This window comes from Fluviirhizobium alvei (assembly GCF_030551875.1).
GTDB classification, from domain to species: domain Bacteria; phylum Pseudomonadota; class Alphaproteobacteria; order Rhizobiales; family Rhizobiaceae; genus Rhizobium_E; species Rhizobium_E alvei.
The window spans coordinates 352,947-370,693 of sequence record NZ_JAUOZU010000007.1 but is presented as its reverse complement, the minus strand read 5'-3'; the positions used below and the strand labels follow the sequence as shown (position 1 = coordinate 370,693).

Genomic DNA, 17,747 nt, shown 5'->3' with positions numbered 1-17,747 from the left:
GGAGGATATGACGTGAGCGACAAATCGCCTTTTTCCTGGAATGATCCTTTCCTGCTCGATGAACAGATTTCCGAAGACGAACGCATGATTCGCGATTCGGCGGCTGCCTTTGCCAAGGCCGAGCTTCTGCCGCGCGTCGAGGAAGCCTATCTCGAGGAGAAGACGGATCCGGCTCTGTTCAAGCTGATGGGGCAGGCGGGTCTGCTCGGCGTCACGCTTCCGGAAGAATATGGCGCGGCCAATGCCTCCTACGTGGCTTACGGGCTTGTGGCGCGCGAAGTGGAGCGGATCGATTCCGGTTACCGCTCGATGATGAGCGTGCAGTCCTCGCTCGTCATTCACCCGATCTATGCCTATGGCTCCGATGAGCAGCGCAAGAAGTATCTGCCGGGTCTCGTCTCGGGCGATCTGATCGGCTGCTTCGGCCTCACCGAACCGGATGCCGGTTCGGATCCCGGCGGCATGAAGACGCGCGCGGAAAAGATTGCCGGCGGTTATCGCCTGCGCGGCTCCAAGATGTGGATTTCCAATGCCCCGATCGCCGACGTTTTCGTCGTCTGGGCGAAGTCCGAAGCCCATGACAACAAGATCCGTGGTTTCGTGCTCGAAAAGGGCATGAAGGGCCTGTCGGCGCCGAAGATCGGCGGCAAGCTGTCGCTGCGCGCTTCCATCACCGGCGAGATCGTCCTCGATGGCGTCGAAGTCAGCGAAGATGCGCTGTTGCCGAATGTTTCGGGTCTTGCCGGTCCCTTCGGCTGCCTCAACCGTGCCCGCTACGGCATTTCCTGGGGCGTCATGGGGGCTGCCGAGGATTGCTGGTTCCGCGCCCGCCAATATGGTCTGGATCGCAAGCAGTTCGACAAGCCGCTCGCCGGCACCCAGCTTTACCAGAAGAAGCTCGCCGACATGCAGACCGAGATCGCGCTTGGCCTGCAGGGATCGCTGCGCGTCGGTGAACTGATGGACCAGAAGAAGCTGGCGCCGGAAATGATCTCCATCGTCAAGCGCAACAATTGCGGCAAGGCGCTCGATATTGCCCGTGCTGCCCGCGACATGCATGGCGGCAACGGTATCCAGATCGGCTACCATGTCATGCGTCACGCCCAGAATCTCGAAACGGTCAACACCTACGAGGGTACGCATGACGTTCACGCGCTGATCCTCGGCCGGGCGCAGACCGGTCTTCAGGCATTCTTCTGAGGTTCCTGACGATGGCCAGGCTCTTGCGAATTTCGGGATTGTACACGGCCATCGTCTTCCTCCTCGGTTTTGCCATGGGCGCGCTCAGGATCTTCTTCCTCGCGCCCGTCATCGGCGATCTCGCAGCCGTGGCGGTCGAGATCCCGATCATGCTGGCCTTCTCCGCCTTGGTCGCGGCACGGGTGGTGCGTCTATCCGCTCCGCTGTCGATCGGCGATGGTATCGAGATCGGCCTGTTCTCGTTTCTCTTCCTCCAGATTGCCGAAAGCCTGCTTGCTGGCCTGTTCGGTCCTTACGTCTTTGTCGACAACATGCTTGTCTACTGGTCCGATCTGACGCCGCCGCGCCTTCTCGGCCTGTTCGGTCAGGCACTCTTTGCCCTTCTTCCGCTTTTTCATATCCTGAGGTCGCATCGTCATGAGCGCTAACCACCCGCTTTCCGGCATCAAGGTGCTTGAGCTTGCCCGCATTCTCGCGGGCCCCTGGGCCGGACAGGTGCTGGCGGATCTCGGTGCCGACGTCATCAAGGTCGAGAGCCCGGAAGGGGATGATACCCGCAAATGGGGCCCTCCCTATATCGACAACGGTGGCGAGCGCGCTGCGGCCTATTTTCATGCCGCCAATCGCGGCAAGCGATCGATCACCGCCGATTTCACCGCCGAGGAGGGGCGTGCGCTCGTCTTGCGTCTCGCTGCCGAAAGCGATGTGCTGATCGAGAACTTCAAGCTTGGCGGTTTGAAGAAGTATGGGCTCGACTACGACAGTCTCAAGGCTGTCAATCCGCGCCTGATCTACTGCTCGATCACCGGCTTTGGTCAGGACGGCCCCTATGCGGCGCGCGCCGGCTACGATTTCATGATCCAGGGCATGGGCGGCATCATGGACCTGACCGGCGATCCGAACGGCGAACCGCAGAAGATCGGCGTCGCCTTTGCCGATATTTTCACCGGCGTCTATTCCGTCATCGCCATCCAGGCCGCTCTCCTGATGCGTGAGCGGACAGGCGAGGGCCAGCATATCGATATGTCGCTGTTCGATTGCATGACCGGCGTTCTCGCCAATCAGGCCATGAATTTTCTTGCTTCCGGCAAGGCGCCGCGGCGGCTTGGCAATGCCCATCCCAATATCGCGCCTTACCAGACCTTCCCGGTTAGCGATGGCCATCTGATCATCGCCTGCGGCAATGACGGACAGTTCGCCCGGCTTGCCGAGCTTCTCGGTCTTGGCGAGATGGCAGCCGATGAAAAATTCACGACCAATGCGGCGCGTGTTGCCAATCGTGTCGAGCTGACCGAGCGGATGGAAGCCCGCACCCTGACCTTTGCGCGCGACGATCTTCTTTCCATGCTCGAAAAAGCGGGCGTCCCCGCCGGCCCGATCAATACGGTCGCCGATGTTTTCGAAGATCCGCAATTCATCCATCGCGGCATGAAAATCGAGCCGGACGGCATTCCGGGCCTAAGGTCCCCCATCCGTTACTCGAACGCGGAACTGGCGCTCGACCGGCGCTCCCCAAAGCTCGGCGAACATTGTGAGGCAATCCGCGCCGAACTCGAAAGACCAAAGGCTTGAGGGAATAGGCCTAAAGGCTGAAATCTCCGCTCACCAGATCGAGTTCACCTTCCAGTTGGAGGGAAAAATCGGCCTTCTTGTCACCGTTGGTGTCGGCCAGAACAACCGTGTCGCCGTTGCTGTGGTGGTAGCGCAGTTGCCCGGCTTTGCCCGTGAAGGCTGTTTCGCCCATCAGCACGAAATCCTGATCGCCATTGCGACCGGAATTGGCATCGATCGCGGAGAGGTCGATGATGTCGCCTTGCTTGCGGATGAAATCGAAAATGACATCGCGTCCCGAAGCGCTTGGCTTTGAATCGCTCAATGTAAGGAAGATGAACTGGTCGGCGCCCTTGCCTCCGTTGAGGTTGTCGGCACCGCCGCCGCCGATCAGCCGGTCCGCGCCGCCATTTCCGAAGAGAGAATCGGCGGCTCCCAGACCCGAGAGCGTGTTTTCGCCCGCGTTTCCTGTGATCTGGTTGGCGAGTTCGTTGCCGGTTCCGTTGTTGGCGCCGCTGCCGTTCAGCACGAGATTTTCGAAGTTTGCCCCGAGGATCCAGCTGATCGAAGCGGATACGGTATCGGTCCCCTGGTCAGACAGTTCGGTCAGGACGTCGCCGGCATCGTCAACGATATAGGCATCGTCATCGGCGCCGCCGCTCATCGTATCGGTGCCCAAGCCGCCATCGAGCACATCATTGCCAGCACCGCCAACGAGAATGTCGTTCCCCTCGAGCCCTGACAGGCTGTTGCCAGCATCGTTGCCTGTGATTTCATTGTCGAGATCATTGCCGGTGCCGTTGATGGCCGCAATTCCGGTGAGGACAAGATTTTCGACATGATCACCAAGTGTCCAGGTCACCGAGGCGGAAATGCTGTCGGTGCCACCGTCCTCCTCCTCGATCACGGTGTCGTTCAAATCGTCGACGATGTAGCTGTCGTTTCCGGTGCCACCGGCCAGCGTATCGGCCCCTTCGCCGCCATCGATCTGGTTGTTGCCCGCGTTGCCGGCGATCTCGTTGGCAAGCGCATTGCCCGTGGCACTCAGGTCTCCGGAGCCGTTCAGGATGAGATGCTCGACATGATCGGCGAGTTCCCAGTTCACGGTCGCGTAGACGATGTCGGTCCCATTGCCGGCGGCCTCGGTGGCGCTGTCTCCGGCATCATCGACGAAATAGATGTCATCGCCGGCGCCACCCGCCATCGCATCGGCGCCGCTTCCTCCGTCCAGCGTGTCGTTGCCGCCATTGCCTTCAAGTTCATCGGCGTCATTGCCACCATTGATCGTTTCGTCGCCGATGCCGCCACGCAACAGGTCAGCTCCGGCATTGCCATAGACCACGCCATCGACGCGGCCGAGACGTCCGCCATAGATGTCTTCACCATCTCCGAGCAGAATGTCGCCGATCATTACGCCTTTGTTGGTAATGTCATCAACGCCGCTCGACAAAGCATTGGCGTTGTACGAACGCGAATAGCCCTTGATGAGACCGGTATTGATGACGACCATCTCCTCCGAACCGAGATGGACAATGCCGGCATGATAATCGTTGGACGGGTTGTGCATGTGGCCGACAATCGAACCACTGTTGGTGATGGTGGTCGTCGTTGCGCCGGAACTCGCATGGACAAAAAGACCGTAGCCGCCGGCGATATGACCGGCATTGGTAATGGTGTTGCCATAGCCAGTAAGGAGCATTCCCTCAATCGTGGACGAAAGCGTTCCGGTCGTGCCGACTGTGAGTGTGAGCCCCAGAAGAGTGCTGTTGCCATTCGTCATTGACAGCGAACAGAGTTGACCGAAGACCGTACCATTCACTTCAATGCTCTGGCTGGTTCCAGAGGCGGCAATTCCGTATCCTGCGATGCTACTTGTGGCAACGACGACGGCGCCCGTGTCCACAAGGAGGTCGCTGTTGGTGATGCTTGTCCCGGTGAATTCTCCGTAGGTGAAACCGGTGATGGTCACGAGGGCCATGGTCAAATCCTCTTGGCTGGAAACGTTGCAGCATTTCGCCTTCGAATTTGCCAAATCGCAAGTGAAGAAAATTGGGTTGGCTAGCCATTCATCGAAGCAACCGCCGTTTCACATCCCTTTGTCGGGATCGATCCTCCCATCGCTCAAGATTTTTCGCTGTCCGCTTGCAAAGACTCCCATATTTGAATAGATTATTCACATAAGAAGGAAATGGGAGGCGATGGCTGAAAATCAGCCGTCCATAGGGTCTGGAAGCATCATATATGAATAATGTCGTTGAAATGCCGCTCGAGGGGCTGCTTGTCGTGGACATGAGCCAGTTTCTGTCCGGGCCCTACTGTTCGCTGAGGCTGCAGGATTTGGGTGCGCGGGTGATCAAGGTCGAGCGGCCGGATGGTGGCGATCTCTCGCGTCGGCTCTATCTGAGCGACACCGAAATCGGCGGCGATTCCACGATTTTTCATGCGATCAACCGCGGCAAGCAGAGCCTCGCGATCGATATGAAGAACGAGGCGGACATGGCGGCGTTGCGCAAGCTGCTCGCGCGTGCCGATGTGATGATCCAGAATTTCCGCCCCGGCGTCATCGAGCGGCTCGGCCTCGATTATGAATCGGTCAAGGCGATCAATCCTTCGATCGTCTATGCTTCGATCAGTGGTTATGGCGAGGAAGGGCCCTGGGTGAAGCGTCCGGGCCAGGACCTTCTGGCGCAGGCGCGTTCCGGCGTCATGTGGCTCAACGGCGATGAAGGGCAGGGGCCGGTGCCGTTCGGCCTTGCTGTGGGTGATATGCTGGCCGGCGCCGCGATCTGTCAGGGCATTCTGGCGGCACTGGTCCGCAAGGGCATTTCCGGCAAGGGCAGCCATGTGGAAACCAGCCTGCTCGAAGCGCTGGTCGATTTCCAGTTCGAAGTGCTGACCACCTATCTCAATGATGGACGACGGATGCCGAAGCGCTCGGAATTCCGTTCTGCGCACGCCTATCTTTCGGCGCCTTACGGCGTCTACAAGGCCGCCGATGCCTATATCGCCATTGCCATGACGCCGATCTCGCGATTGCAGGATCTCATGGATATCGGGGATCTCGCGCCCTATCGTGACGATCCTTCCAGCTGGTTCGGCGAGCGCGATACGATCAAGCGCATCATTGCCGACAAGGTTGCGACGAAAAGCGTGGATGAGTGGCTTTCAATCCTCGAGCCGGCCGATATATGGTGCGCGCGCGTCCTCAATTGGGAGGAGCTTATGGCGCATGACGGTTTCAAGGTGATGGACATTCTGCAGACAGTCGAACGGGAAGACAATGTGTCGATCCTGACAACATCTTCGCCCATCCGGGTGAATGGCGCGCGGCCGCATGGCAATCGCGCTGCTCCGCTTGTGGGTGAGCATTCCGACCTTATTCGTTCGGAGTTCGGCCTGTGAGCGCGCCGGTGAAGCTGAAAGGCATGACCTGGAGCCATCCGCGTGGCTATGATCCGATGGTGGCCTGCGCGCGTCTCTGGCAGCAGAAGACCGGCGTCGAGATCGAATGGGACAAACGCTCTCTGCAGGATTTCGAAAGTTTTTCGGTCGAGGAACTGGCGCGTCAATACGATCTGATCGTCATCGATCATCCGCATGTTGGCCAGATCACCGACGAAAACTGCCTGGAACCGCTCGATATCGATGGTCGTGAAGCCGAGCTGCAGGCGCTTTCGGCCGGTTCGGTGGGCGAATCCTTCCGCAGTTACAATTGGCAGGGCCGGCAATGGGCCTTTCCGATCGATGCGGCCACCCAGGTTCAGGCCTTTCGCGACGACCTTGCCGATCCCTGCGAAACTTTCGACGATGTGCTGGAACTTGCAGAGCAGGGCGGCGTTCTGCTCGCGCTGCGGCCGCCGCATTCGCTCATGACCTTCTATACTTTGTGCGCCAACCTGATGGCACCCTGCAGCACTGAGGCCGGTGGCGATCTCGTCGATACGGAAACCGGCATCGTCGCCTATCAGATGATTGCCGAACTCGTGTCGATGATCGATCCGGCCGCTTTCGAGATGGATCCGATCGCGGTTTCGGAAAAGATGGCTGAGAAGGGTAGCGTCATTGCCTGCTCGCCCTATATATACGGCTATGTCAATTATGCGATCGAGGGTTTCCGCCCGCATGTGCTGAGCTTCACCGACATTCCGGAAGCCGGCGTCATCGGTCCGGCGGGGTCAGCACTCGGTGGCACCGGTATCGCTGTTTCGGCATTTTCCGCGGCAAAGCAAGCCGCGATCGATTTCGCCTACTGGATCGCCAGCGGCGAGGTTCAGCGCGGCCCCTATGCCGCTGCCGGTGGTCAGCCGGGCCACGCCGCGGCCTGGGAAGATGAAACGGTCAATGATGCGACCGCGGATTTTTACATCAACACGCGTCCGACGCTTGAAGGCGCCTGGGTGCGCCCACGCCACAATGGCTATATGGCGTTCCAGCATGCTGCGTCGGTGCGGCTCAATGCGGGGCTGAAATCCGGCGAGGCGGCGGAAACCGTGGTGGCCGACCTCAACCGGATGTTTCGTCTGAGCGGGACTTGAGCGACGAAGGAGGGCGAGGGATAGTCGTCGCCCACTTTCCATCCAGTGCTCCCTTTGAAGATCCGCGGCACGGCGCCTCAGTCTTCACAAAGTTGTGGCGTGTCTTCCCCATTGATTCTGCTCGCTTGACAGCCTTAAGTTTGGCTTTGTCGAAGTATGCTGATGCTTGACCGGACTGGGGTGAGGGCATACACAACGCAAGGCTGCCTTGTGGCGGGGCATGAGTTTCTGGAGACCAATATGGCCAATCCCTATAGTAAACTGGATTCGTCGAAATACTGGCGTAGCGGCGTGGCTGATGTTCATGCCGTGAATATGAAGAGGCTCTACAAAAAGAAGTTCGATATCGATTTCGACGCCAACATTGCCACCGCCGGTTCCTGTTTCGCCCAGCATGTGGCTCGAAGCTTGCGCAAGAACGGGTACCGGACCATCGATATGGAACCGGTGCCGGCCTGGGTCGATGCCGGTCTGGCGAGCGATTTCGGATACGGCATCTATTCGGCGCGTTACGGCAATCTTTATACGGCGAGGCAGTTGTTGCAGCTGATTGAGGATTGCGAAACCGGGACGGTGCGCGAGACCGATGTTTGGGAAAAGAATGGGCGCTATTACGACGCGTTGCGACCTGCTGTCGAGCCGGAAGGCCTCGATACGATTGAAGAAGTGCTCGAACATCGAAAATATCATCTGGGCCTCGTTTCTCAGATGTTTGCGAAGACCGATGTGCTTATCTTTACGCTCGGCCTGACCGAAACCTGGGAGCGGATCGACAACGGCATTGTCTATCCCACCTGTCCGGGTGTTATTGCTGGAGAATTCGATCCTGCGATTTTCCGCTTCCGCAATCTCAAGTTTTCAGATGTTCATGGCGACATGGTCAAGGTGCGCGAAAAGCTGTTGGCGATCAATCCCAACATGCGTTTCATCTTGACGGTTTCGCCCGTGCCGCTGACGGCGACTGCATCTGAAAACCACGTGCTGGTGGCAACGATGCGATCGAAATCGTTGCTGCGTACAGTCTGCACCGAACTCAGCGAAGAATTCGACAATGTCGATTATTTTCCGTCCTACGAGATCATCATGGCGCCGAATGTGCGTTCCTATTTTTTCGAGCCGAACCTGCGCTCGGTCAATCCGACGGGCGTCGAGACCGTGATGGCCTCATTCTTCGCCGAACACCCGGCGCGGGCGGGAGCGGCCGAACCGGTCGCCGAAGATGGCGTGCAGGCCGGATCGGATGAGGCTTCCGAGGGCGGAAAACGCAAGGGTAGCGGGATGAGGGCGAGACGCCGGTCGAAAGACGACGTTGTCTGTGAAGAAGCATTGCTTGAGGCATTTGGTCAATGAATAAACAGGTTTGCTTTATCGGGGACTCCCATGTCGCCAGCCTTCGGCTCGGGCTCGATACCGACGGGGGGGCTGAATTCAAAGACCAGATCGACATCTTCGGAGCACGTGGCCGAGGGCTGTTTTCGACGCGGATCGAGGAGGGGCAACTCGTCTCTGATGCACAGGAGGTTCGTGACAGCTTCGTCATGACCGGTAAGGCAGATCATATCGACATCGCCAGATATGAAGCCATTTGCGTGGTGGGATGCCTCGGCGGCTGGCCACGTTTCGAGAATGTTTTCAAGCATTTCTCTCCTTTGGGGGAGCGCGTGAACGAGACTGCGCTTGTATCGAAGGGCTTTATGGACAGGTTGCTCAAGCGACAGATTGAACAGACGATGGCAGTGGCGGTGATGCGGGAACTGGCGGAAAAGGCCGGAAAGCCGCTTTTCTATATTCCGAACCCGCTCTTTTCGAAATCCATTCTGGAACATCCGAAAGGTTTCTTCTTCAGGCGTGCGATGCGGACCGGCGCGGCCGGGCCGATGATCGAGCGTTTTCGTGGTGCGGTGCGCGCGATGATTGCTCCCTATGCGATGGTGCTCGATCAGCCGGTGGAAACCATCGTTCCGCCTTGCTTCACGGATGAGCGCTTCTCTGTTGGGTCCGTCCGCCTCTCTGAGCGGGCGCCGAAGCACAAGGACGATGATTTCGCCCATATGAATGCCGATTTTGGCGCCATTGTCATTCGCGACGCGATGCGTCAGATCCGTCAGGCAAAGGCCGCCTGATGCACGACGACACAGTTGGGTGACCGGTCAAGGTCAGGCTTCTGCTCTTGGCCGATATTTCACCGTCTGAATATGCTCGCAATAGAGCACCAGTTCGCCTTCGCCCTTGAAGACCTCGTAGGATGCGCGGATCAGGCCGAGTTCCGCATATTTGGGCTCCTTCGAAAGATTGGTGCGGATCGTGTAGATCGTGTCGCCGATGAAGGTGGGCTTGATGAAGCGCAGCTTGTCATAGCCATAAGAGAAGGCATTGACGCAGTTGGTGGCGACGAGCCCGAGCCCGGCTGAGAAGACGAAGGCACCCGCGACCAGCCGCTTGCCGAACAGGCCTTCGGTTTCGGCAAAGATCTGGTCGCCGACATAGGGATGCATATCGAGCACGAGCGCATTGAACTGCATGCTCTCGCCTTCCGATATGGTGCGGCGAAGCGAGCGGATCTTGTGACCGATCTCGAAATCCTCGTAGAACCAGTTTTCCGCATTCCACACGGGCAAGCGGGCATGATCTTCGGGCATGGTGCGGGGGAATGTGCTTTCGATTCCGACAGTGCTCATTACGATTGCCTTCTTCAGACAGACAGGTTCCAGAGCTTTCGGGCATTGCCCGAGAGCAGCTTTGCTTTGTCTTCGGGCGATACGCCGGAAAGCAAGGCATGCGTTGCGGCAACCCAGGTCGAAAGAGACCCAGCGAGCGTGCAGACCGGCCAATCGCTGCCCCAGACCATGCGATCGAAACCGAAGCTGCCGATCGTGTGCTCGACATAGGGGCGCAGTGTTTCCACCGACCAGTTTTCGCCATCGCCATAGATGGAGATGCCGGAAAGCTTGCCAATCACGTTGGGGCGCCGGGCGATTTCGGAAATTCCCTTATTCCAGCCATCAATGTTGCCGCCCTTGATATCCGGGACACCACAATGATCGACGATGAAGGTGACATCGGGTGCGAGATCGACGAGGGCGATGGCCCGCTCCATCTGGTGTGGAAGAACGCAAAGATCGAAGGTCAGGCCGGTGCCGGAAAGACGCTTGATGTTTTCGCGAAAGAGCGCGCTTTCCGACAGATCGTCCGGCATCACATGCAGGACGCGGCGAAAGCCCTTGACGATGGCCTTCTCACGGACGAGATCGAGATAGCGGGCAAAGCCATCCTGCTCCGGACGGCAGGAGGCAATGGCGCCGACCAGCAGGCTGCCCGGTTGCGCTGCAAGGCCCGAAATGTAATCCGATTCGGCAACGATCTCCGTTTCGGCAACGTCGACCTCCATGTGAAGCGTCGCTGCGATACCGACCTTTCGTGCTTCCGCCGCATAGGTCTCGTAGCGGAACATCCGGTTGAGCGCTTCAACGCTGCCCAGCCATGGATAATGCAATGCCTCAAGGTCGATGATGTGCAGATGCGTGTCGATGATCATCCTGTTTCCTCCCTGCGATGCGTCGTTGCGCACCGCTTCCGTCACGGCTTCTCCGCCCTGATCCATTCGGAGCCTCATGCCGTTTGACTGGCTTCCGAAATGGCAAGGTCATCCCGGCGGTCATGCTGGCATGCGCGGCCCTATTATTCAAATAGAAATTATATCTTCAAATAAGAATTATGCGATCGGGGTAATGTCTAATCCAACCTGGTGCGCGAGCTTGTGGCTGGTGGCCAGCAGCAACTGGATCGTTTCCGACATGTCGGGCGCATCGGGCGTGTTGATCAGGGTAATGTAGGGAACCGTCAGGGCCGCGATTGCCCGTCCATCCGGCCCCAGGATCGGAGCTGACAGGTTGACGACGCCGGCGGTCTGCGATGAGGGCATCATTTCGTAGCCGCGCTCGCGGATCTGGTCGAGCCGGGTGAAGAATTCCGGTTTCAGTTCCGGTGCCGCCTCGGCCGACCCCTCATATTCCTGCATCATCATGGCCCGCTCGTCCGGCGAATGGAAGGCGAGAAGGATATGGCCGGAGCCGGTATTATAGAGGCTGATATGGGAGCCCACGCGAATGGAAATGCCCCAGTATCCGGGCGCCTCCTGCTGGGCGATCACCACGGCGGCACCACGATCGAACACCACGAGCTGGTTGGCCTGGCGCGTGGCATCCGCCAGCGCCCGCATCAATGGCGTGGCATAGGAGGCGAGCCGGCGAACAGGCGCAATCAGCTGTGCCAGACCGAACAGCTTGAGCGACAGCGAGTAGCGGTCTCCATCGAGACGGGTCACGTAGCCGCGGCGAACGAGCCGGTCGAGCATGCGGTAGAATTCATTTGCGTTCTTGCCGAGGCGCTTGGCGATTTCCGCCTGGGTCAGGCCACCTTCTATACCTGACAAGAGCTCGATGATGTCGAGGCCCTTGTCCAGTGCGGGTGCGCGATAGCGATCATTGTCTTCCGAATCCATGCGCCCCTCCAGGTGAATTAGCATCTTCATATGCGAAGATCGGATTTGAATCAACGGCGGGCTTGACGGCTTGTGAATGAACTGTTTATATATGAATGAAACTCTCATGGGTGAGAGTTTTGTTTGTGGCCCCAAGGCTGGTGGCCGAAACGGATTTTGGGAGGAAGTCATGAAAAAATTGCTTGCCGGCGTTTCCGCCGGCGCCATCGGTCTGATGGCCTTCGGGGCGGTGGCGATTGCTGCCGAGCTTCCCGGTAAGTTTGACGGGGTGACGATCGACGCCAAGTTGATCGGCGGCCAGCAGTATGAGGGCCTTTATGCCCGGATCGGCGAATGGGAAAAGCTGACCGGTGCCAAGGTCAACATTCTGTCGAAGAAGAACCATTTCGAACTCGACAAGGAAATCAAGTCGGACATCGCATCCAACAGCATCACCTGGTGCGTTGGGTCGAACCATTCGTCGTTCGCGCCGCAATACCCGGACATCTATACCGATCTCAGCGCACTTCTGCCGCAGTCGGAAATCGATGGTTTCGTGCCGGCCACGATCATGGCGTCGACGCTCGACAACAAGCTCGTCATGCTGCCGCGCGCGCAGTTCGACGTTTCCGCTCTCTACTATCAGAAGAGCCTCTATCAGGACGAAGCCAAGAAGGCCGCCTTCAAGGCCAAGTATGGCCGCGATCTCGTGCCGCCGGATACCTGGGCCGATCTCGCCGACCAGGCCGAGTTCTTCTCCAATCCGCCGGATTTCTACGGCACCCAGTTCGCAGGCAAGGAGGAAGCTATCAACGGTCGCTTCTACGAAATGCTGGTTGCTGAAGGCGGCGAGTATCTCGATGCCGAAGGCAAGCCGGCCTTCAATTCGGAAGCCGGCGTGCGCGCGCTCGACTGGTTCGTCCGCATGTACAAGAACAAGGCAGTGCCGGCCGGTACCACCAACTATCTCTGGGACGATCTCGGCCAGGGCTTTGCGTCGGGCACCATCGCCCTCAATCTCGATTGGCCGGGTTGGGCCGGGTTCTTCAACGATCCGAAGTCGTCCAAGGTTGCCGGCAATGTCGGCGTGAAGGTGCAGCCGGCCGGTTCGTCGGGCAAGCGCACCGGCTGGTCCGGTCACCATGGCTTCTCGGTCACCGAATCCTGCGCCAACAAGGATGCAGCTGCTTCGCTCGTCTGGTTCCTGACCAACGAAGACAGCCAGAAGCTGGAATCGGCCGGTGGCCCGCTGCCGACCCGTACGGCCGTCTGGGAATACAACATCAAGCAGGCCGAGAGCGATCCGTTCCGCAAGGAAGTCCTGTCGGCGTTCCAGGAAGCTGCCCAGCATGCTTTCCCGGTACCGCAGACCCCGTCGTGGATCGAAATCTCCAACGCCGTCTATCCGGAACTTCAGGCTGCCATCCTTGGCGACAAGACCTCCAAGCAGGCTCTTGATGACGCTGCCAAGAAGGCAACAGAAATTCTCGAGGAAGCCGGCGCGCTTTAAGATCCTCCCCCAGTCGGGCGTATTCCGTCTGGAATGCGCCCGACTTTTTTAGGCGGCCCGACTGAGGTCGCCATTCGCAACGGAAAGCCATTGCGCTATCTGTTTATTCTGATCTGAATTTGCCGGAGTGCCACGGATGAGAGGATGGAAATCTTCCGCGCCGCTATTATTGCTTCTGCCCGCGGCGCTGGTTCTTGCCGCAGTGGTCATCGTACCGCTGATCCTGTCCTTCTATTCGAGTTTCACACCGTTCAGGCTGACCAAGCCTGAGACGATCTGGACTTTCATCGGGTTCCGCAACTACGCCAAACTGCTGGCGGATTGGGATTTCTGGGTGGCATTCCTGAGAACGGTCGTGCTGCTGACAGTGGCTCTGAACCTCGAAATGCTGCTCGGCCTCGGCCTTGCCATGCTTGTCGAAAAGGCGACCAGCGGCCAGCGCATCCTGCGTACGCTGATGATGTTCCCGATGATGTTCTCGCCGCTGCTTGTCGGCTTCCAGTTCAAGTTCATGTTCAACGACAATGTCGGGCTCGTGAACAATGCGTTGCAGGCGCTCGGGATTACCAACACGGCCATTCCATGGCTCATCGACGGCAACCTTGCCTTCTTCTCGATTGCCGTAGCCGAAATCTGGTCATCGACATCGGTCTTTGCGATCCTCATCCTGGCGGGTCTGCTCGCCATGCCGAAGGAACCGATCGAGGCCGCGAAAGTGGATGGCTGCACGCCGTTCCAGACCTTCCGCTATGTCACCTGGCCCTTCATCATGCCCTTTGCCTTCATTGCCATGACGATCCGCTCGCTCGACGTCGCCCGTGCCTATGACATCGTCAAGATCATGACCGATGGCGGTCCGGCCGGTCGCACAGAACTGCTCTGGACGCTAGTGGCGCGGACCGCCTATTCGGATGCGAAGATGGGCATGGCCAATGCCATGGCCTATTTCTCGATTCTGCTGTCGATCGTCTTTACCGTCTATTTCTATCGCAAGCTGGCCGCAGCCCGCCTCCAGGTCGGTACGGAGTGGTGACCATGGAAAACAACAATTCCCACCGACTGCGTCGCCGCCTCCTGAAGATCGGCCATTTCATCGGCCTCTTCCTGGCGATGACGGTCATCTGCCTGCCGGGCTTCTGGATCGTTCTGTCCTCGCTCCGGCCGACCGTTGAAATCATGGCCAAGCCGCCGGTCTGGATTCCGAACGAACTGTCGTTCGATGCCTATGTCGCCATGTTCTCCGGCGTCGGCAAGGGCGGTATCCCCGTGCTCGATTATTTCCGCAACTCGCTGATCGTGTCGGTTACATCGACGGTGATTGCCATCGCCATCGGCATGTCCGGCGGTTACGCCTTTGCCCGGTTCCGCTTTCCCGGCAAGGGCGGCTGGTTCCTGGGCCTGATGCTGACGCGGACGGTGCCCGGCATTGCGCTCTCGCTGCCGCTCTTCTTCGTCTATGCGAAACTCGGCCTTCTCGATACGCATTTCGGCCTCATCCTCGCCTATGTCGCGCTCAACGTGCCCTTCACCATCTGGCTGATCGACGGCTTTTTCCGGCAGGTGCCGAAGGATCTCGCCGAAGCTGCCCAGATCGATGGCTGCACACGCTGGCAGGCCTTCTGGCAGGTCGAATTCCCGCTCGCGGGCCCCGGCATCGCGTCCTCGGGTATCTTCGCCTTCCTCACGTCGTGGAACGAGTTCGCCCTCGCTTCGAACCTCACCCGCTCGGTCAATTCCAAGACCCTGCCGGTCGGGCTCCTCGATTACACCGCCGAATTCACCATCGACTGGCGCGGCATGTGCGCGCTCGCCGTCGTGATGATCATTCCGGCACTGCTTCTCACCTTCGCTGTACAGAAACATCTCGTATCCGGATTGACCTCCGGCGCCGTCAAGGGTTGAAAAAATGGCCACAGTCTCTCTGAAAAACCTGGTCAAGCGCTACGGCGCCCTGGAAGTCGTCCACGGGATCAATCTCGAGGTCGCAGATCGCGAATTCATCGCGCTTGTCGGCCCGTCCGGCTGCGGCAAGTCGACGACGTTGCGCATGATCGCCGGCCTCGAAGATGTTTCCGGCGGTGCGATCGAGATTGGCGGCACGGTGGTCAACGACCTGCCGCCGCGTTCGCGCAATCTCGCCATGGTGTTCCAGTCCTATGCGCTTTATCCGCATATGACCGTGCGCGAGAATATGGGCTTCTCGCTCAAGATCGCTGGCCAGTCGCCGACTGAAATAGCAAGCCGCGTCGACGATGCGGCGAAAACGCTCGACCTCACCCATCTGCTCGACCGGCGGCCGGCACAGCTTTCCGGTGGTCAGCGCCAGCGCGTTGCCATGGGCCGCGCGATCGTACGCAATCCGGATGTCTTCCTGTTCGACGAGCCGCTGTCCAATCTCGATGCCAAGCTCAGAACGCAGATGCGCACCGAGATCAAGAAGCTCCATGCCAAGGTCAATTCCACCGTTGTCTATGTGACGCATGACCAGGTGGAAGCGATGACGCTTTCGGACCGGATCGTCATCATGCGCGACGGTTACATCGAGCAGGTCGGAACGCCGGATGAGGTGTTCAAGCGCCCCGCCACCCGGTTCGTTGCCGGCTTCATCGGTTCACCGCCGATGAACCTCGAAGAGGGCCAGATCAGCGACGGACGGATCGTCTTCGCCAATGGCGATAGCCTGCCCATTCCGGCCCAGTTCCGCGATAGCCTCGTCAATGGACAGAAGGTCGTTTTCGGATTGCGCCCGGACGATGTCTATCCGACGGGGCACGGACTGCATTCCGGTGAAGCGCATGAAGTCCATCAGGCCGATCTCAAGGTCTCAATCACCGAACCGCTCGGCAACGAGACGCTGGTCTTTGCCGAATTCACCGGTCGTGACTGGGTGTCGCGCATGCTGAATCCGCGCAATCTCCGTCCGGGTGACGTGGTCAACATGAGTTTCGACCTGTCGCAGGCGCATCTGTTTGACGCCCAGACCGGCAAGACCCTCAGGACCTGATCATGGCAAGGATCGAAAAAGTTGACATCCGGATGGTCGACCTGGTGCCGAAGGTCAAGCGGACCGACGCGATCCAGAGTTTTGTGAGCCAGGAAACGCCGATCGTGACCATTACCGATAGCGATGGCGCTGTCGGTACCGGTTATTCCTACACGATCGGAACCGGTGGTTCGTCGGTGATGCGGCTGCTTGCCGATCATCTGATCCCACGGATCATCGGCCGTGATGCCGACTGTATTGAAGCGATCTGGCATGATCTCGAATTCGCGACCCATGCAACCACGATCGGCGCGATCACGGCGATCGCCCTGGCGGCGATCGATACGGCACTATGGGACCTGCGGGCGAAAAAGCAGGCACTGCCGCTCTGGAAGCTTGCCGGCGGCGCCAAGGATCGCTGCCCGCTTTATACGACCGAAGGCGGCTGGCTCCATATCGAGACACAGGCGCTGGTGGACGATGCGCTCGCCGCCAAGGCCAAGGGCTTCAATGGCTCGAAGGTCAAGATCGGCAAGCCGCACGGTTCTGAAGATCTCGCGCGGCTGGAAGCCGTCAGGGCCGCGGTCGGCGACGGTTATGAGATCATGACGGATGCCAACCAGGGCTTCCGGCTGGATGAGGCGATCCGCCGTGCCGAGCGGCTGAAAGCGATCGATTTGGCCTGGATCGAGGAGCCGATGGCGGCCGATGACATCGATGGCCATACCAGACTGAGTGCCTCGACCGCGACGCCGATCGCAGTGGGCGAATCGCTTTACTCCATTCGCCATTTCCGCGAATATATGCAGAAGGGCGCATGCTCCATCGTTCAGGTCGATGTCGGCCGGATCGGCGGCATCACGCCCTGGCTCAAGGTGGCGCATGCTGCGGAAGCCTTCGACATTCCGGTCTGCCCGCATTTCCTGATGGAACTGCATGTGAGCCTCACCTGCGCGGTGCCGAACGGCAAATATGTCGAATATATTCCGCAGCTCGACGAGATCACCGGTGCGAAGATGGCGATCGTGGATGGCCATGCGCTGGCTCCGTCGGAGCCGGGTATCGGCATCGACTGGGACTGGGAAGAAGTGCGCCGCCGATCGATTCCGGAATTCACCGCGACGTTCACAGGGGAGGTGTGAGATGGAGCGCAAGGGCAGTGTCATCGGTCTTAACGCCGAAAAGATCGCCGAATACAAACGGCTGCATGCGGCCGTCTGGCCAGATGTGCTGAAGATGATTTCGGCCTGCAACATCCGCAACTATTCGATTTTCCTTAAGGAGCCGGAGAACCTGCTGTTCTCCTATTTCGAATATCATGGCAGCGATTTTGCCGCCGATATGGCGAAGATGGCGGCAGACCCCACCACGCAGGACTGGTGGGCTGTGTGCATGCCCTGCCAGAACCCTCTCTCGACCCGCAAGGAGGGCGAGTGGTGGGCCGAGATGGAAGAGGTGTTCCATCATGATTGAGCCGGTGGCCACTCA

The 17,747-nt window shown here is 59.0% G+C and carries 17 protein-coding genes; 13 read left to right on the top strand and 4 right to left on the bottom strand.

Annotated elements, in window-relative coordinates; all coding sequences use genetic code 11:
- The first annotated feature begins 12 nt into the window (after positions 1-12).
- Genes Q4481_RS11045 through Q4481_RS11035 form a run of 3 tightly spaced genes read left to right on the top strand, consistent with a single transcriptional unit; the run spans position 13 to position 2,772 of the window.
- The gene (locus Q4481_RS11045; protein WP_304376402.1) at positions 13-1,200 is read left to right on the top strand and encodes an acyl-CoA dehydrogenase; all 1,188 of its coding nucleotides are present in this window, start codon (positions 13-15) and stop codon (positions 1,198-1,200) included.
- An 11-nt stretch (positions 1,201-1,211) separates the two neighbouring features.
- Complete coding sequence (locus tag Q4481_RS11040; RefSeq protein WP_304376401.1) at positions 1,212-1,628, top strand: hypothetical protein; 417 nt, start codon at positions 1,212-1,214, stop codon at positions 1,626-1,628.
- Positions 1,618-2,772 carry a CaiB/BaiF CoA transferase family protein gene (locus Q4481_RS11035; protein ID WP_304376400.1) on the top strand — a complete coding sequence of 385 codons (1,155 nt, stop codon included), beginning with the start codon at positions 1,618-1,620 and terminating at the stop codon, positions 2,770-2,772. Before Q4481_RS11040 ends, Q4481_RS11035 begins: the two co-directional genes overlap by 11 nt.
- A 10-nt stretch (positions 2,773-2,782) precedes the next feature.
- Here the strand turns inward: Q4481_RS11035 and Q4481_RS11030 are convergent, their stop codons facing one another.
- Positions 2,783-4,729 carry a calcium-binding protein gene (locus Q4481_RS11030; RefSeq protein WP_304376399.1) on the bottom strand — a complete coding sequence of 649 codons (1,947 nt, stop codon included), beginning with the start codon at positions 4,727-4,729 and terminating at the stop codon, positions 2,783-2,785.
- A 263-nt stretch (positions 4,730-4,992) separates the two neighbouring features.
- Here Q4481_RS11030 and Q4481_RS11025 point away from each other — a divergent pair, with 263 nt between their 5' ends.
- The 4 genes from Q4481_RS11025 (at position 4,993) to Q4481_RS11010 (ending at position 9,409) form a co-directional block, all read left to right on the top strand.
- A complete protein-coding gene (locus Q4481_RS11025; RefSeq protein WP_304376398.1) occupies positions 4,993-6,153 on the top strand; it encodes a CaiB/BaiF CoA transferase family protein in 1,161 nt (386 codons plus the stop codon).
- Between the two features lie 23 nt (positions 6,154-6,176).
- Entirely contained in the window at positions 6,177-7,286 is a 1,110-nt protein-coding gene (locus Q4481_RS11020; protein ID WP_304376589.1) for an extracellular solute-binding protein, read from the top strand.
- 240 nt (positions 7,287-7,526) lie between these two features.
- The gene (locus Q4481_RS11015) at positions 7,527-8,636 is read left to right on the top strand and encodes a GSCFA domain-containing protein (RefSeq protein ID WP_304376397.1); all 1,110 of its coding nucleotides are present in this window, start codon (positions 7,527-7,529) and stop codon (positions 8,634-8,636) included.
- Positions 8,633-9,409: a hypothetical protein gene (locus tag Q4481_RS11010; RefSeq protein ID WP_304376396.1), complete on the top strand. Its 777-nt coding sequence runs from the start codon at positions 8,633-8,635 to the stop codon at positions 9,407-9,409. Before Q4481_RS11015 ends, Q4481_RS11010 begins: the two co-directional genes overlap by 4 nt.
- Positions 9,410-9,442: 33 nt before the next feature.
- On the opposite strand, the gene Q4481_RS11005 is transcribed toward Q4481_RS11010, so the two are convergent.
- From Q4481_RS11005 to Q4481_RS10995, 3 genes are all read right to left on the bottom strand, one after another.
- A complete protein-coding gene (locus Q4481_RS11005; RefSeq protein ID WP_304376395.1) occupies positions 9,443-9,964 on the bottom strand; it encodes a MaoC family dehydratase in 522 nt (173 codons plus the stop codon).
- 14 nt (positions 9,965-9,978) lie between these two features.
- Positions 9,979-10,821 carry an amidohydrolase family protein gene (locus tag Q4481_RS11000; RefSeq protein WP_304376588.1) on the bottom strand — a complete coding sequence of 281 codons (843 nt, stop codon included), beginning with the start codon at positions 10,819-10,821 and terminating at the stop codon, positions 9,979-9,981.
- 177 nt (positions 10,822-10,998) lie between these two features.
- Positions 10,999-11,787, bottom strand: a complete 789-nt coding sequence (locus Q4481_RS10995; protein ID WP_304376394.1) for an IclR family transcriptional regulator — start codon at positions 11,785-11,787, stop codon at positions 10,999-11,001.
- Positions 11,788-11,956: 169 nt separating this feature from the next.
- Between Q4481_RS10995 and Q4481_RS10990 the strand changes: the two genes are divergently transcribed.
- The 6 genes from Q4481_RS10990 to Q4481_RS10965 all read left to right on the top strand — a co-directional run bounded on the left by Q4481_RS10990 (position 11,957) and on the right by Q4481_RS10965 (position 17,732).
- On the top strand, positions 11,957-13,276 hold the full coding sequence (locus Q4481_RS10990) for a type 2 periplasmic-binding domain-containing protein (RefSeq protein WP_304376393.1): 1,320 nt from the start codon (positions 11,957-11,959) through the stop codon (positions 13,274-13,276).
- Positions 13,277-13,412: 136 nt separating this feature from the next.
- Positions 13,413-14,309, top strand: a complete 897-nt coding sequence (locus tag Q4481_RS10985) for a carbohydrate ABC transporter permease (RefSeq protein ID WP_304376392.1) — start codon at positions 13,413-13,415, stop codon at positions 14,307-14,309.
- A gap of 2 nt (positions 14,310-14,311) precedes the next feature.
- Entirely contained in the window at positions 14,312-15,178 is an 867-nt protein-coding gene (locus Q4481_RS10980; protein WP_304376391.1) for a carbohydrate ABC transporter permease, read from the top strand.
- 4 nt (positions 15,179-15,182) lie between these two features.
- Positions 15,183-16,280, top strand: coding sequence for an ABC transporter ATP-binding protein (locus Q4481_RS10975; RefSeq protein WP_304376390.1), 1,098 nt, complete (start codon positions 15,183-15,185; stop codon positions 16,278-16,280).
- Between the two features lie 2 nt (positions 16,281-16,282).
- The gene (locus Q4481_RS10970) at positions 16,283-17,401 is read left to right on the top strand and encodes a mandelate racemase/muconate lactonizing enzyme family protein (protein ID WP_304376389.1); all 1,119 of its coding nucleotides are present in this window, start codon (positions 16,283-16,285) and stop codon (positions 17,399-17,401) included.
- Between the two features lies 1 nt (position 17,402).
- Positions 17,403-17,732, top strand: coding sequence for an L-rhamnose mutarotase (locus Q4481_RS10965; protein ID WP_304376388.1), 330 nt, complete (start codon positions 17,403-17,405; stop codon positions 17,730-17,732).
- The last annotated feature ends 15 nt before the right edge of the window (positions 17,733-17,747 follow it).

What these genes read in the sequence shown, in the direction of transcription:
- Q4481_RS10985 (WP_304376392.1), top strand. Translation starts at nt 13,413, where the DNA reads ATGAGAGGATGGAAATCTTCCGCGCCGCTATTATTGCTTCTGCCCGCG.
- Q4481_RS11000 (WP_304376588.1), bottom strand. Translation starts at nt 10,821, where the DNA reads ATGATCATCGACACGCATCTGCACATCATCGACCTTGAGGCATTGCAT.
- Q4481_RS10970 (WP_304376389.1), top strand. Translation starts at nt 16,283, where the DNA reads ATGGCAAGGATCGAAAAAGTTGACATCCGGATGGTCGACCTGGTGCCG.
- Q4481_RS11005 (WP_304376395.1), bottom strand. Translation starts at nt 9,964, where the DNA reads ATGAGCACTGTCGGAATCGAAAGCACATTCCCCCGCACCATGCCCGAA.
- Q4481_RS11030 (WP_304376399.1), bottom strand. Translation starts at nt 4,729, where the DNA reads ATGGCCCTCGTGACCATCACCGGTTTCACCTACGGAGAATTCACCGGG.
- Q4481_RS11010 (WP_304376396.1), top strand. Translation starts at nt 8,633, where the DNA reads ATGAATAAACAGGTTTGCTTTATCGGGGACTCCCATGTCGCCAGCCTT.
- Q4481_RS10990 (WP_304376393.1), top strand. Translation starts at nt 11,957, where the DNA reads ATGAAAAAATTGCTTGCCGGCGTTTCCGCCGGCGCCATCGGTCTGATG.
- Q4481_RS11015 (WP_304376397.1), top strand. Translation starts at nt 7,527, where the DNA reads ATGGCCAATCCCTATAGTAAACTGGATTCGTCGAAATACTGGCGTAGC.
- Q4481_RS11020 (WP_304376589.1), top strand. Translation starts at nt 6,177, where the DNA reads ATGACCTGGAGCCATCCGCGTGGCTATGATCCGATGGTGGCCTGCGCG.
- Q4481_RS10995 (WP_304376394.1), bottom strand. Translation starts at nt 11,787, where the DNA reads ATGGATTCGGAAGACAATGATCGCTATCGCGCACCCGCACTGGACAAG.
- Q4481_RS10975 (WP_304376390.1), top strand. Translation starts at nt 15,183, where the DNA reads ATGGCCACAGTCTCTCTGAAAAACCTGGTCAAGCGCTACGGCGCCCTG.
- Q4481_RS11035 (WP_304376400.1), top strand. Translation starts at nt 1,618, where the DNA reads ATGAGCGCTAACCACCCGCTTTCCGGCATCAAGGTGCTTGAGCTTGCC.
- Q4481_RS11025 (WP_304376398.1), top strand. Translation starts at nt 4,993, where the DNA reads ATGAATAATGTCGTTGAAATGCCGCTCGAGGGGCTGCTTGTCGTGGAC.
- Q4481_RS10980 (WP_304376391.1), top strand. Translation starts at nt 14,312, where the DNA reads ATGGAAAACAACAATTCCCACCGACTGCGTCGCCGCCTCCTGAAGATC.
- Q4481_RS11040 (WP_304376401.1), top strand. Translation starts at nt 1,212, where the DNA reads ATGGCCAGGCTCTTGCGAATTTCGGGATTGTACACGGCCATCGTCTTC.
- Q4481_RS10965 (WP_304376388.1), top strand. Translation starts at nt 17,403, where the DNA reads ATGGAGCGCAAGGGCAGTGTCATCGGTCTTAACGCCGAAAAGATCGCC.